At 65.8% G+C, this 12,507-nt stretch carries 11 protein-coding genes; 9 read left to right on the top strand and 2 right to left on the bottom strand.

The genetic code is table 11. The features are described from left to right. Positions 1 to 72 precede the first annotated feature (72 nt). From argC to argH, 7 genes are all read left to right on the top strand, one after another. Complete coding sequence (gene argC, locus E3T43_RS11585) at positions 73 to 1,119, top strand: N-acetyl-gamma-glutamyl-phosphate reductase (protein ID WP_134442396.1); 1,047 nt, start codon at positions 73 to 75, stop codon at positions 1,117 to 1,119. Next, a complete protein-coding gene (gene argJ, locus E3T43_RS11580) occupies positions 1,116 to 2,297 on the top strand; it encodes a bifunctional glutamate N-acetyltransferase/amino-acid acetyltransferase ArgJ (protein ID WP_134442394.1) in 1,182 nt (393 codons plus the stop codon). Before argC ends, argJ begins: the two co-directional genes overlap by 4 nt. A 2-nt stretch (positions 2,298 to 2,299) precedes the next feature. Beyond that, on the top strand, positions 2,300 to 3,208 hold the full coding sequence (gene argB, locus E3T43_RS11575) for an acetylglutamate kinase (RefSeq protein WP_134442392.1): 909 nt from the start codon (positions 2,300 to 2,302) through the stop codon (positions 3,206 to 3,208). Then, on the top strand, positions 3,205 to 4,386 hold the full coding sequence (locus E3T43_RS11570; protein ID WP_134472567.1) for an acetylornithine transaminase: 1,182 nt from the start codon (positions 3,205 to 3,207) through the stop codon (positions 4,384 to 4,386). Before argB ends, E3T43_RS11570 begins: the two co-directional genes overlap by 4 nt. Before the next feature lie 96 nt (positions 4,387 to 4,482). Further along, the gene (argF, locus tag E3T43_RS11565; RefSeq protein ID WP_134442389.1) at positions 4,483 to 5,412 is read left to right on the top strand and encodes an ornithine carbamoyltransferase; all 930 of its coding nucleotides are present in this window, start codon (positions 4,483 to 4,485) and stop codon (positions 5,410 to 5,412) included. Between the two features lie 208 nt (positions 5,413 to 5,620). Next, positions 5,621 to 6,820: an argininosuccinate synthase gene (locus E3T43_RS11560; protein ID WP_134472566.1), complete on the top strand. Its 1,200-nt coding sequence runs from the start codon at positions 5,621 to 5,623 to the stop codon at positions 6,818 to 6,820. A 7-nt stretch (positions 6,821 to 6,827) separates the two neighbouring features. Beyond that, complete coding sequence (argH, locus tag E3T43_RS11555) at positions 6,828 to 8,258, top strand: argininosuccinate lyase (protein WP_134472565.1); 1,431 nt, start codon at positions 6,828 to 6,830, stop codon at positions 8,256 to 8,258. 120 nt (positions 8,259 to 8,378) lie between these two features. Here argH and E3T43_RS11550 read toward each other — a convergent pair whose 3' ends face one another. Further along, positions 8,379 to 8,978 (bottom strand): hypothetical protein, encoded by a 600-nt coding sequence (locus E3T43_RS11550; protein ID WP_134472564.1) that lies wholly within the window; start codon positions 8,976 to 8,978, stop codon positions 8,379 to 8,381. Further along, on the bottom strand, positions 8,975 to 9,604 hold the full coding sequence (locus E3T43_RS11545; protein ID WP_134472563.1) for a DNA-binding protein: 630 nt from the start codon (positions 9,602 to 9,604) through the stop codon (positions 8,975 to 8,977). Before E3T43_RS11545 ends, E3T43_RS11550 begins: the two co-directional genes overlap by 4 nt. A 145-nt stretch (positions 9,605 to 9,749) precedes the next feature. On the opposite strand from E3T43_RS11545, the gene tyrS reads away from it, so the two are divergent. Continuing rightward, positions 9,750 to 11,051: a tyrosine--tRNA ligase gene (gene tyrS, locus E3T43_RS11540; RefSeq protein WP_134442380.1), complete on the top strand. Its 1,302-nt coding sequence runs from the start codon at positions 9,750 to 9,752 to the stop codon at positions 11,049 to 11,051. Positions 11,052 to 11,111: 60 nt separating this feature from the next. Continuing rightward, positions 11,112 to 11,651 (top strand): GNAT family N-acetyltransferase, encoded by a 540-nt coding sequence (locus E3T43_RS11535; RefSeq protein ID WP_092449814.1) that lies wholly within the window; start codon positions 11,112 to 11,114, stop codon positions 11,649 to 11,651. The last annotated feature ends 856 nt before the right edge of the window (positions 11,652 to 12,507 follow it).

Below are 12,507 nucleotides of genomic sequence, written 5' to 3'. Positions count from 1 at the left end.
GCACCGAACTCGCGCATGACGCCGCGCGCCGATGCGGAACCGGGGCCGCCGGGGCCGCGCTAGGTTTAACCCATGGTTTTTTCGGTGGCAGTGGCGGGCGCGAGCGGGTATGCGGGCGGCGAACTGCTGCGGCTGCTCGCCGGACACCCCGAATTCGAGGTGCGCACGGTCACCGCGCACAGCAATGCCGGGCAGCTCCTCATCGATGTGCAACCATCGCTGCGTTCTCTCGCCCACCTGACCCTGGTCGACACGACTCCGCAAAACCTCAGCGGGCATGACGTCGTCTTCGTCGCCCTGCCGCACGGAAAATCCGGCGAGCTGACCGCGCACCTGCCGGCCGACACCCTCGTCATCGACTGCGGCGCAGACCATCGCCTCGAGAACCCCGACGACTGGGCCGCGTTCTACGGCGGCGACTACTTCGGCGCCTGGAGCTACGGCGTACCCGAACTGCTGATCGGCACCGGCAAGCAGCGCGACCGACTGGTCGGTGCCCGCCGCATCGCCGCCCCCGGTTGCAACGCCAGCACGGTCGCCCTCGCCCTGGCTCCCGGCATCCAGGCCGGCGTGATCGAGGCGCAGGACCTCGTCGCGGTGCTCGCCGTCGGCCCGAGCGGTGCCGGCAAGAGCCTGAAGCTACCCAACCTCGCGGCCGAGATCCTCGGCTCGGCCAACCCCTACGCCGTCGGCGGCACCCACCGGCACATTCCCGAGATCGTGCAGTCGCTGCGCTGGGCCGGCTCTGAAACCAACGCCACCATCTCGTTCACCCCGGTGATCGTGCCGATGGCCCGCGGTATCCTCGCCACCGCGACCGCTCGAATTGTGCCGGGCACCAGCGCCGCGGCCGTGCGCGCCGCCTGGCAGAGCGCCTACGCCGACGAACCGTTCGTGCACTTGCTGCCCGAGGGGCGCTTTCCGCGCACGGCTGACGTTCTCGGCGCGAACACCGCCCTGATCGGCCTGGCCGTCGACATAGCAGCCGGCCGGGTCGTCACGATCACCGCCATCGATAATCTTGTTAAGGGCACCGCAGGCGCTGCCATCCAATCCGCCAACATTGCCCTGGGCCTGACCGAAACGCTCGGTCTGACCCTGAATGGAGTTGCTCCGTGAGTGTCACCCTTCCCGCCGGTTTTGCTGCTGCCGGTGTCACCGCCGGCCTGAAAAAGTCCGGCGGGCTCGACCTCGCCCTCGTGCAAAATCTCGGTCCGCTGCAGAACGCCGCGACCGTGTTCACGAGTAACCGCTGCCAGGCCAACCCCGTCATCTGGAGCACCCAGGTCATGAGCGACGGCCGGGTCAGCGCGATCGTGCTCAACTCGGGCGGTGCTAACTGTTATACCGGCAGCATCGGCTTCCAGACCACCCATGCCACCGCCGAAGCGGTCGCCACGCGCCTCGACATCTCCTCCGGCGACGTCCTGGTCTGCTCCACCGGGCTGATCGGAGAACAGCTCGACCTCGACCTGGTCACCGCCGGCGTCTGGGACGCTACCCTCGCCATCAAAACGGATGCCGCCACCACGCCCGACGCCGGCCTCCTGGCCGCGCAAGCGATCATGACCACCGACACTCGCCCGAAGCAGGCCTCCCACACCTCGCCTCACGGCTGGAGCATTGGCGCAATGGCCAAGGGTGCCGGTATGCTCGCGCCGGGACTGGCCACGATGCTTGTCGTCATCACGACCGACGCCGTGCTCAGCTCGACCGACCTCGACACTGCGCTCCGCGCGGCGACCCGGGTCACTTTCGACCGCCTCGATTCTGATGGCTGCATGTCGACCAACGACACCGTGAGCCTGCTCTGCTCCGGGGCGAGTGCCGTCCCCACCGACCACGCGGAATTCAGCAAAGCGCTCACCGACACCTGCCGCGACCTGGTCCTGCAGTTGCAGGGTGATGCCGAGGGCGCCGCGCACGACGTGGCGATCACGGTCACCAACGCCGTCTCCGACGACGAAGCCGTCACCGTGGCCCGCGCTGTCTCGCGTAGCAACCTGTTCAAGTCGGCCATCTTCGGCAACGACCCCAACTGGGGCCGCGTGCTCGCCGCCGTCGGAACGGTACCGGTTCAGGACGCCGCATTCGACCCCTACGGCATCGATGTCGCCATCAACGGTGTGCAGGTCTGCACAGCGGGGGAGCCCGACCAGCCGCGCGAACTCGTCGACCTCTCGGGCCGCGCCGTGACTGTATTGATCGACCTGCACGCGGGTAGTGAAACGGCCACGCTGTGGACCAACGACCTCACCCACGATTACGTCGAAGAGAACAGCGCGTACTCGAGCTGAATATGACCGACATCACCCACGCAGACGAAACCAGCCAGGCCGAAGCATCCGTTAAAGCGGCGACGCTGATCGAAGCGCTGCCCTGGCTCAAACGCTTTCACGACCAGATCATCGTCGTAAAATTCGGCGGCAACGCCATGGTCAGCGAAGAGCTGCAACGTGCCTTCGCTGAGGACATGGTCTACCTGCGCTACGCCGGAATTCGCCCGGTCGTCGTGCACGGCGGCGGCCCGCAAATCTCGGCCATGCTCAAGCGCCTCGGCATCGAGAGCGAGTTTCGCGGCGGCTACCGGGTGACCACGCCCGAAGCGATGGACGTGGTGCGCATGGTGCTCACCGGCCAGATCAACCGCGACCTGGTCAGCCACATCAACCAGCACGGTCCGCTCGCCGCCGGACTGTCCGGCGAAGACGCCGGCCTGTTCCGCGGAAGACGCCGCGGCGTGGTCATCGACGGCGAAGAAGTCGACCTCGGACTGGTCGGCGACGTCATCGACGTCGACCCCGAAGCGGTGCTCGCCCAGCTCGCGGCAGGCCGCATCCCGGTGGTCTCGTCGATCGCCCCCGATACGGATGTCCCCGGCCAGTCCCTCAACGTCAACGCCGACGCTGCTGCTGCCGCACTCGCGATCGCGCTCGGCGCGGCGAAGCTCGTGATTCTCACCGACGTCGCCGGGCTGTACCGAGACTGGCCGAACCGGGATTCGCTAGTGTCGATCATCGACGTGGTCGAGCTGCGCGGTCTGCTTCCGCAGCTGGAATCGGGCATGATCCCCAAAATGACCGCCTGCCTCGACGCCGTCGACGGCGGCGTCGCCAAGGCCGCGATCATCGACGGGCGAGTGCCGCACTCGATCCTGCTCGAAATTTTTACTGGAAGCGGCATCGGCACGGAGGTAGTACCCGCATGACTCAACACCCCTGGCAAGACCGTTTCGCCGACGCGATGATGAAAACCTTCAGCCCGCCGTTGGCCATGCTCGTGCGCGGTGAGGGCTGCTATGTCTGGGATGAAAAAGGCACCCAGTACCTCGACTTTCTGGCCGGCATCGCCGTGAACTCGCTCGGCCACGCCCACCCCGAGGTCGTCGCCGCCGTCACGAAGCAGATCGGCACGATCAGCCACGTCTCCAACTATTTCGCCACGCCGCCGCAGATCGAACTGGCCGAACGTCTCAAGCGCATCACCGGCGCCGGCGACGAAGGTCGGGTTTACTTCTGCAACTCCGGTGCCGAGGCCAACGAGGCCGCGTTCAAACTGGCCCGCCTCAACAATAAGGGCCACCGCAACCGCATTATTTCGCTGCACGACTCCTTCCACGGTCGCACCATGGGAGCCCTCGCACTCTCCGGCAAACCGCACATGCGCGAGGCCTTCGAACCGGTTCCCGGCGGCGTCGAACACATCGACAGCACGATCAAGGCACTCGAAGCGACCATCGACAACACCGTCGCCGCACTGTTTCTCGAACCGGTCAAGGGCGAGGCCGGCGTCATCGACCTGCCCGATGGCTATCTGAAGCGTGCGCGGGAGCTGTGCACCGAGCACGGTGTGCTGCTCATCCTCGATGAGATCCAGACCGGAATCGCTCGTTCCGGCGCCTGGTTCGCCTACAACCACGCCGATATTCTTCCGGATGCTGTCACCATCGCCAAAGGGATGGGCGGCGGTGTTCCCATTGGTGCGCTGGTCACCTTTGGCTGGGCCTCCGAGCTGTTTCGCCGTGGCCAGCACGGCTCGACCTTCGCCGGGAATCCGCTGGTGACCGCGACCGCGAACGCGGTGCTCGGCGTGATCGAACGCGACGATCTCGCCGCCAACGCCACCTTAAGGGGCCAGCAGCTGCGCGATATCATTCTCGGTTTCAATTCTCCCTGGATCGAGGAAGTGCGTGGGCGTGGACTGCTGCTCGGCATCGGCCTGACCGAACCGGTTGCGTTGAAGCTGGGAGCTGCCGCTTTGGCCGAGGGCCTGATCGTCAACGCCGCCAATGAGACCAGCATTCGAATCGCCCCACCGCTGATCGTGGGTGACACCGAAGTCGCCGACTTCCAGGACCGGTTCGGGCGAGCCCTGGCCAGCCTCTAGGCTGGACGAATCCCTCTGTGCTTGCTGGGAACCGTGCGGGGCCGCTGGAGCGGCATCCGCTTGCCCGCTAAAAGCATTCCAACCGAAAGTGACACCGTGACCCGCCATTTCCTGCGCGACGACGACATCTCCCCGGCCGAACAAGCCGAGATTCTCGACCTGGCCCTGGAGCTGAAGCGAGACCGATTCGCGGTGCGCCCGCTCAATGGCCCGCAGACGGTCGCGGTCATTTTCGACAAGTCTTCGACCCGCACCCGGGTGTCCTTCGCGGTCGGCATCGCCGACCTCGGCGGCAGCCCGCTCATCATCAGCACCGCGAACAGCCAGCTCGGCGGCAAGGAAACCGCCGCCGACACCGCTCGCGTGCTGGAACGCCAGGTCGCCGCAATCGTCTGGCGCACCTACGGTCAGGCCGGACTCGAAGAAATGGCGCTCGGTACCACGGTGCCGGTCATCAACGCGCTCAGCGATGATTTTCACCCCTGCCAGCTGCTCGCCGACCTGCTCACCATCCGGGAACACCGCGGCGACTTGGCCGGCCAGACCCTCGCCTTTCTCGGCGACGGCGCCTGCAACATGGGCCAGTCCTACCTGCTCGCCGGCGCGACTGCCGGGATGCACGTGCGTATCGCGTCGCCGGTCGGGTATACCCCCACCGATCAGGTCGTAGCGGATGCGACCGCCATCGCCGCCCAGACCGGCGGCTCGGTCGCGCTGTTCACCGACCCGCGCGAGGCCGTCACCGGTGTCGATGTCGTCATCACCGACACCTGGGTGTCGATGGGTAAGGAAGAGGAGAAGGCCGCGCGCCTCGGCGACCTCGGCCGGTACCGGGTCGACGCGGAACTGATGAGCCTAGCCAAGCCGGGCGCGCACTTCATGCACTGCCTACCGGCCGACCGCGGCTACGAGGTGACCGCCGACGTCATCGACGGCCCGCAGAGCATCATCTGGGACGAGGCGGAGAACCGCCTGCACGCCCAGAAGGCGCTGTTGGTCTGGCTGCTCGCCCACAACGCGGCCTGACCGACCCGAGCGCGGCCATCCGCTCTCATGCTTTCTGACCGGGCCCGGGCCCGGGCCCGGGCCCGGACACTGGGCCCACGATAGATCATGGGCCCGCTTTCCGGGCCCGGGCCCGGAAAGAGTGAGAGAAGCGGGCGGGCGACCGGGCGACCGGGGGGCCGCGCCACAGCACGTAAACTTTAGACAGATCAAGATTTTAGGGAGAACCATGGCGGAACGCGTTGTACTCGCATACTCGGGTGGACTGGATACCTCGGTCGGCATCGGCTGGCTCAAAGATGCCACCGGCAAAGAGGTTGTAGCCCTCGCCGTCGACGTCGGACAGGAGGGCGAAGACATGAACGTGATCCGTCAGCGCGCCCTCGACTGCGGCGCCGTCGAATCCATCGTCATCGACGCCAAGGACGAGTTCGCCAACGACTACATCATTCCGACCCTCAAGGCCAACGCCCTGTACCAGAAGCGTTATCCGCTGGTCTCGGCCATCAGTCGCCCGCTGATCGCCAAGTACCTCGCCTCCACCGCCAAGGAACTCGGCGCCGACAGCGTCGCCCACGGCTGCACCGGTAAGGGCAACGACCAGGTTCGATTCGAAGCCGCCGTCGCCGCGCTCGCCCCCGAGCTGACCTCGCTCGCCCCGGTGCGCGACTTCGCGCTGACCCGCGACAAAGCCATCGAGTACGCCGCCAAGCACGACCTGCCCATCGTGCAGTCCAAGAAAAGCCCGTACTCGGTCGACCAGAACGTCTGGGGTCGCGCCGTCGAGACCGGATTCCTCGAAGATCCGTGGAACGCGCCGATCGAAGACCTCTACACCTACACGCAGGACCCGTCGATCACCCGCGCCCCGACCGAAGTCGTCATCTCCTTCGAGCAGGGTGTACCCGTCGCCATCGACGGCAAGAAGGTCACCCCGCTGCAGATGATCCAGCTCATGAACCGTCTCGCCGGCGACCAGGGTGTCGGTCGCATCGACATCGTCGAGGACCGTCTGGTCGGCATTAAGAGCCGTGAAATCTACGAAGCCCCCGCGGGAATGGCGCTCATCGCCGCCCACGAAGAGCTCGAGAACATGACCGTCGAACGTGACGTCGCCCGCTACAAGCGCGGCGTCGAGAGCAAATGGGCCGAGCTCGTCTACGACGGCCTGTGGTTCTCCGGCCTGAAGAAGAGCCTCGACGTGTTCATCGAGGACACTCAGAAGTACGTGACCGGCGACATCCGTTTGAAAATGCACGCCGGCACTGCCGTCGTCACGGGGCGTTCGAGCACGACCAGCCTGTACGACTTCAACCTCGCCACCTACGACACCGGCGACTCCTTCGACCAGACCATGGCGAAGGGCTTCATCGAGCTGTGGAGCCTGCCGAGCAAGGTCGCCGCACGACGCGACGCCGCCGCGAAGTAGGGCATCCGTGTCGAGTGAGAAAAACCGCGCCGGCCGAGCTGGTGCCCTCTGGGGCGGCCGTTTCGCCGGGGGACCGTCGCCGGAACTGGCACGGCTGAGCAAGTCGACCCAGTTCGACTGGATGCTGGCCGAATACGACCTGCAGGGCAGCCGCGCGCATGCGCGGGCCCTCGCCGCCGCCGGATATCTCACCGACACCGAATTGACCCAGATGGTCGGCGCGCTCGAAGAACTCGAGCGCGCCGTCGTGACCGGCGAATTTCTGCCAGCCGAAGCCGATGAAGACGTACACTCCGCCCTCGAGCGTGGCCTCATCGACATCATCGGCGTCGAGGTGGGCGGCAAACTTCGCGCCGGCCGCAGCCGCAATGACCAGGTCGCAACGCTTGTGCGCATGTGGCTGCGCGACCACGCCGCCATTCTCGCGTCCCTCGTCATCGAACTGATCGACGCCCTCGCCGCTCAGGCCGAAGCGCACTCCGGGGCCATCATGCCCGGCCGCACCCACCTGCAGCACGCCCAGCCGGTGCTGCTCGCCCACCACCTGCTGGCGCATTGCTGGCCGCTGGTACGCGACCTCGACCGCTTCGCGGACTGGGGCCGGCGAGCGGATGCGTCCCCCTACGGTTCCGGCGCCCTTGCCGGCAATACCCTCGGTCTCGACGCGCATCTCGTCGCCGTCGACCTGGGCTTCGCCGCCGTGGTTGAGAACTCCATCGACGGCACCGCGAGCCGCGACCTGGTCGCCGAATTCGCCTACATCACCGCGCAAATCGGCATCGACATGTCGCGGCTGGCCGAAGAGATCATTCTCTGGAACACCCGCGAATTTGGGTTCGTCACCCTCGACGACGCCTATTCCACCGGGTCCTCGATCATGCCGCAGAAGAAGAATCCAGACATCGCCGAGCTCGCTCGCGGCAAGTCGGGCCGCATGATCGGCAACCTCACCGGGCTGCTCACCACGCTCAAGGGCCTGCCGCTCGCCTACAACCGCGACCTGCAGGAAGACAAAGAGCCGGTCTTCGACTCGATCCAGACCCTCGAAGTACTGTTGCCCGCCTTCACCGGCATGGTCGCGACCCTCACCTTCCACACCGAGCGGATGGCCGAGCTCGCGCCGCAGGGGTTCTCCCTCGCCACCGATGTCGCCGAATGGCTGGTCAAACGCCACGTTTCGTTCCGTGACGCGCACGAAATCACCGGTTCCCTGGTGAAGTTCGCCGAGACGAACGGACTCGACCTGCACGAGGTCGACGACGCGGCGCTGCTGGCGATTTCGCCGCACCTCGTTCCGGAGGTGCGCGAGGTGCTCACCATCCGCGGATCGGTCGACAGCCGCGACGGCGCCGGCGGAACCGCGCCGGTGCGCGTCGCCGAGCAGCGGGCCCACCTGGTCAACCGGGTACGCGACTTGACGGCGGCGCTCAGCCGGTAACCGTGCCGAACGCGTCCAGCCCGGCTGACGAGTCAGTGGGGTTGCCGCGTGGAATCGTGTCCCCGTGGTGGTTTTGGATGCCGGGGGAGGCATCCGTTCAGGCCGTCGAAAAGAGCGGCGCTAGACCAGTGCCATCGGCACGAGGGCAGCGCAGGCACAGGCCCAGGTGAGGCTCGACAGGGTGCCGATGATGAACCGCTCACGCGATTCGGCCGCGGCCAGCTCGGTGAACCGGCCGACACCCTTGATGGCGACGACGACAGCGATGGCCTCGGGGAAGCCGGCCAGAATAGCGCCGGCCACGGCGAGACGTTCCAGGATGCCGATGGTCACACCCCCGCGCAGCACCTCGTGGGTCTCCGGGTCACTGAGTCCGGCCATGGTCGGGGCCGGTTTTCCGGCGTTCAGAACCATGATTCCACCGTGCTGGCCCGGCGGCACCGAGTTGTTGGTGGCGAGATCGAGGGCGAGTACCGCGACGGGGCCGCCGCCGATGACGGCGAGGGCCAGGGCGAGCATGCCGAGCACAATGCCGAAAGCGCTCGGGCCGGGCCCGACGGGGACAGCGGCCAACACCAGCGCGACGGCCAGTCCAGCGATGGCGGCGACGGCGTAGAGCTGCCGATGCAACTTGAAGGCGATCGCGGCGCTGGTGAGCGCGGCGAGGGTGCCCAGGAGTAGGGCGACCCAGTACAGAAACGTGAGAACGGTGAAAGTCATGCGGGTTCCGTTTCGTTCGGGCCGATGGTCGGGCCAGCATCGAGTTGCTCTAGCAGCCTAACCAACGCCGGCCGTGCGGCCTGCTCGACCCGGTACTGCGCCGCTTTGAGCCGCTGGCTCACCGCCCCGGTGGTGATGCCGAGCCTGTCCGCGATGTCGGTCTGGGCCAGTCCGCTTTCGAACAGATCACCGGCCTGCCAGCCCTGCGGGGAGCGGCGTTGACGCAGCAGCAGGAGCATGGTGAGGAGTGCCTCGATGCCGGGGGCTGCGGCATCCGTTTGACCGACGTCGAGCGCAAAGTGCGCCTCGGTCTTCTTGGCCCGAAGTACGGCCTCGCGGGCTGCGATGAACGCGCCACCGGTGGCCTGCCGGGTCGACGCCGGCAGGGGAGTGCGTACGGTGCCCACCCCGAGTCCGACGCTCCAGTGGCCGGAACGGTGCAGCGTGAGAATGGCGTCGAGCGTCGGCCGGGCCGTCGAGACAAGCAATTGGATCTCATCGCCCGCCGTCTGGTCGGGCGGCAGACTGTATGCGTGCGGGCTCTGGTCCACGAGTCGCGCGATCATTTCCCGCGCTCGATCGTGATCGTTGCGGCTGTCAATCTGGTCAGCGGTGATGACAAACATGGGCTGAGGCTCCGTCCTGCATTCAGCATAATTCAGGTCACAGGCTAAATCAAGTGAGATATAGGTTTTAGGCTAAATTGCTCTTCGAGACGGGCGGATGCCGCCCGCAACTCGTCGAGGCCGCCACGGCTGGTAATCTGAACGCGTGTCAGACCCCACCATCCTCGCCCAGCAGACCAACGATCCCTCTTTCGATTCCGTCTGGGAGGAGATCAACTGGCGCGGCCTCGTGCACGTCTCCACCGACGAGACTGAGCTCAAAGCGCTGCTCGATGGCGGTCCGATCACCTACTACTGCGGATTCGACCCGACCGCGCCGAGCCTGCACCTCGGCAATCTCGTGCAGCTGCTGCTAATGCGGCGCCTGCAGCTGGCCGGGCATCATCCGCTTGGACTGGTCGGCGGATCCACCGGACTCATCGGGGATCCGCGCCCGACCGCCGAGCGCACGCTGACACCGACCGATACCGTCGCAGAATGGGTCGGCTACCTGCAGGCCCAGGTTTCGCGGTTCTTGAGCTCAGAGGGCGATAACGCCGTCACCCTGGTGAACAACCTGGACTGGACCGCACCGCTTTCCGCGATCGATTTTCTGCGCGAAATCGGCAAATACTACCGCGTCGGCACGATGCTCAAAAAGGATGCTGTCAGCGCGCGGCTAAATTCTGATGCCGGCATTAGCTACACCGAATTCAGCTACCAGATTCTGCAGGGCCTGGACTACCTCGAACTGTTCCGCAGCTACAACTGTGTGTTGCAGACCGGTGGCAGCGATCAGTGGGGCAATCTCACGAGCGGAACCGATCTCATCCGTCGGGCCGAAAGCGGCAGCGTGCACGCGATCGGCACGCCGCTCATCACCAACAGCGACGGCACCAAATTCGGCAAGAGTGAGGGCAACGCGGTCTGGCTCGACCCCAACCTGACGAGCCCCTACGCCTTTTACCAGTTCTGGCTCAACACTGACGATGCCGACGTGGTTTTTCGGCTCAAGGTGTTCACGTTTCTGTCACGGATCGAAATCGATCGGTTCGCCGAGCTTGTCGAAAACGAACCGTTCCGCCGGGAAGCGCAGCGCCGACTCGCCCTCGAGGTGACCAGCCTCGTGCACGGCCAGGCGGCGACGGATGCTGCCATCCACGCCGCCGAGGCGCTGTTCGGCCAGGGCGACCTTGCCGAACTCGACCCCGATACCCTCGAGGCCGCGCTGCGCGAACTTCCGCACACCACGACGGCGCCGCACGCCACCGTATTGCAGTTGCTCGTCGACACGGAATTGTCGAAGAGTCTCGGTGAAGCGCGCCGCGCGGTGCAGCAGGGCGGGGTCTACCTGAACAATGAGAAGGTCACGAGCGTCGACCTGACCATCGAAGGATCGGTGCTTCCTGGGGGAGTGGCTGTACTGCGTCGCGGTAAGAAGACGCTCGCCGGCATTTTCGTCGAGTAGCTGTCTCGAGGCGCGAGCTCGGTGCAGGGGTCGGGCAGGTGTGGGTGGCAAGATGTCGACGTGGACACTCTTCGAACCGAACGCCTGCTGCTGCGCCCCTGGACCCTCGATGACACCGACTTCGTCTTCGGGTTGTACTCGTTGTGGTCCGTGCAGCAACACATCGGGTTGCATCCGCGGGTGATGACCGACCGCGCCGAGGCGATCGCCGTGATCACCCGGTGGCAGGGAATGGAACACCCCATTCACGCCATCAGGGCCGTAACGGATGCTGACACCGGCGAAATCTTCGGGAACCTGCTGCTCAAGTCGATCCCAGCCTCGAGCCCGGTCACGCCGCTTGAACCGTCGGGGGATACCGAGATCGGCTGGCACTTTCACCCGAACGCGTGGCACCACGGCTACGCGACCGAGGCGGCATCCGCTGTACTGGCCGAAGGGTGGAAGACGGGACTCGACCGGGTGGTGGCCGTGACCACCCCGAGCAATCGTCCGTCGCAACGGGTCTGCCTGCGCATCGGTATGACGCACAAGGGGAGAACCGACCAGTACTACAACTCCGTGAGCGAGCTCTTCGTCGCCGAGGCCCCCGCGACTTAGCCGTCTCCAGTGGGGTGTGGCACCCCGCCCTGCCCCGTCACCCGCAGCCAGCCCCGGTCGGTCCATCCATGGATATGTTCGGGGCCCGGGCCCGGAAAGCGGGCCCATGTTCTATCGTGGGCCCGGTTCCCGAAGGTGGGCGCGGTTCCCGAAGGTGGGCGCGGTTCCCGAAGGTGGGCGCGGTTCCCGAAGGTGGGCGCGGTTCCCGAAGGTGGGCCCGGTTCCCGAAGGTGGGCCCGGTCGTTCGAGTCGGGGAGCGGATGCCCGCCTTCTCGCTTCTTCCCGGGCCCGGGCCCGGTAACCGGGCCCATGTTCTATCGTGGGCCCGGTTCCGTAAGGTGGGCCCGGTCGTCGAGTTGATGGTGGGGGAGCGGGTTCGTGGTTCTCGCTGGTCGAGGAGTGGGGCCGTTTTGGCCCGTGTCTTGACACCTGGCCGGGCGACACGCCCGGGTGGGGGGCGTTTTGACGGGTGGGTGGTCTGGCCGTAATGTATCTATACGTACCCCAAAGGTGCGGAAAGCCGCAGTGTTTTCCGGCCTCATGTGGGACCATCTTCTAGCCAGATCAACTTCACGGTTCGTGTTTCACGTTCTCGGTTGTTGGGCTAGGATTGTAAGTCCTTCTGCTGTTTCTGGTTGGTTGAGTTGCGTGGTTTTGGTCGCTGTTTTGCGCCTGAAACTGGGTGTTTCCTCGATTTGACAGGGACTGGTTAGAGGGTCTAAGTTAGACAAGTTGCCCCGGAGCGACAGCCCAGTTTAGGGCCTGAAGTCGGGTGCGTCCGATCCTTGAGAACTCAACAGCGTGCACAATGTCAAATGCCAAAAACCTCGTGGTTGTGGCCCGTTTCTAGCGGGGT

The organism is Cryobacterium sp. Hh7 (assembly GCF_004403155.1).
Classification (GTDB): Bacteria; Actinomycetota; Actinomycetes; order Actinomycetales; family Microbacteriaceae; genus Cryobacterium; species Cryobacterium levicorallinum.
The sequence above is the reverse complement of the archived record's forward strand: the minus strand, read 5'-3'. Positions and strand labels throughout refer to the sequence as shown.

Coding starts and splice junctions, on each gene's coding strand:
- argC (WP_134442396.1), top strand. CDS start 73: ATGGTTTTTTCGGTGGCAGTGGCGGGCGCGAGCGGGTATGCGGGCGGC.
- argB (WP_134442392.1), top strand. CDS start 2,300: ATGACCGACATCACCCACGCAGACGAAACCAGCCAGGCCGAAGCATCC.
- E3T43_RS11570 (WP_134472567.1), top strand. CDS start 3,205: ATGACTCAACACCCCTGGCAAGACCGTTTCGCCGACGCGATGATGAAA.
- E3T43_RS11560 (WP_134472566.1), top strand. CDS start 5,621: ATGGCGGAACGCGTTGTACTCGCATACTCGGGTGGACTGGATACCTCG.
- E3T43_RS11550 (WP_134472564.1), bottom strand. CDS start 8,978: ATGACTTTCACCGTTCTCACGTTTCTGTACTGGGTCGCCCTACTCCTG.
- E3T43_RS11545 (WP_134472563.1), bottom strand. CDS start 9,604: ATGTTTGTCATCACCGCTGACCAGATTGACAGCCGCAACGATCACGAT.